The 1,225-nt window shown below is 44.0% G+C and carries 1 protein-coding gene and 1 pseudogene; one reads left to right on the plus strand and one right to left on the minus strand.

Annotation, left to right across the window (positions count from 1 at the left end):
• Positions 1–513, plus strand: a pseudogene (pyrE, locus tag SKA34_RS20815) (orotate phosphoribosyltransferase); the annotation flags it as partial.
• A 70-nt stretch (positions 514–583) separates the two neighbouring features.
• Here the strand turns inward: pyrE and slmA are convergent.
• Positions 584–1,174, minus strand: coding sequence for a nucleoid occlusion factor SlmA (slmA, locus tag SKA34_RS20820; protein WP_006647650.1), 591 nt, complete (start codon positions 1,172–1,174; stop codon positions 584–586).
• Between the last annotated feature and the right edge of the window lie 51 nt (positions 1,175–1,225).

Below are 1,225 nucleotides of genomic sequence, written 5' to 3' on the forward strand. Positions count from 1 at the left end.
TCGTGATTAGCACGTCTTGGTCGTTTTATGCTGAAGCTTTGGTTGATGCCAAGATTGAATTTGATGTGTTATTTGGCCTGCCTACAAAGGTATTCCAATTGCAACCACCACGGCGGTTGCACTAGCTGATCACCACGATGTAGACACACACTATATTGTTTCAACCGCAAAGAAGCGAAGAACCATGGTGAAGGTGGCAACTTAGTCGGTAGTGCGTTAGACGGTCGTATTATGTTAGTCGATGACGTGATCACCGCAGGTACGGCAATTCGTGAATCAATGGAAATCATTAAAGCGAATGGTGCAGATTTAGCGGGCGTGCTTGTTGCTATTGACCGTCAAGAAAAAGGTCAAGGTGAGCTATCAGCGATTCAGGAAGTCGAGCGTGACTTTGGTTGTGCGGTAATTTCGATTGTCTCGCTAGGGGATGTGGTGACATACCTTTCTGAGCAAGCAGGCATGGAGCAACACCTTGAAGCGGTAAAAGCGTACCGTGCAGAGTATGGTGTGTAACAACATCTGCAATGAATAATAAAAAAGCGAGGGCTAAGGCTCTCGCTTTTTTGTTTGTCGCTAGATTTGATTAGTTTAGCTGTGCGCTTAGTAGCGTCCAGTAATCATCAAAGTTTGCCGTTGGCTTGTATTTAAAGCTTGAGCGAACGTAGCGGTTTAAACTGCCTTCTACTTGACCTAGAAGTTGTGCTGCTAAAACTGACTCATCAACTGGAAAGCCTTTACCTTCACGAATTTTACGCTCTTTTAATATCTGGCGAAGTTGCGATTCAACACGTTCGAACAATTGATTAATACGAGATTGAAGACGATCTTGTTCAAACATCAGAGCATGACCCGTCATGATACGAGTTAAACCAGGGTTACGTTCAGCAAACATGAGGATGAACTGCATTACCATACGTAAGCGGTTTAGTGTATCTTTTTCGTCATCTAAAATGCGGTTAATACGAGTGGTAATTGAATCTTCGATAAACTCAATTAACCCTTCAAACATACGCGCTTTGCTTGGGAAGTGGCGATAGAGTGCAGCTTCTGAAACTCCAACATTCGCGGCTAGCATTTTGGTCGTGATACGTTGACTGCCTTGGTTAGACTCCAGCATATGCGCTAAGCACTGAAGTATTTCCTCGCGGCGATTGTTCTTTTTGGTGCCTGCCATGAATTATCGTTCCTTTACAAAATGAGACTGTCCATGGACAGTATGAAACCC

The sequence above is a fragment of the Photobacterium sp. SKA34 genome, assembly GCF_000153325.1.
Taxonomy (GTDB): Bacteria; Pseudomonadota; Gammaproteobacteria; order Enterobacterales; family Vibrionaceae; genus Photobacterium.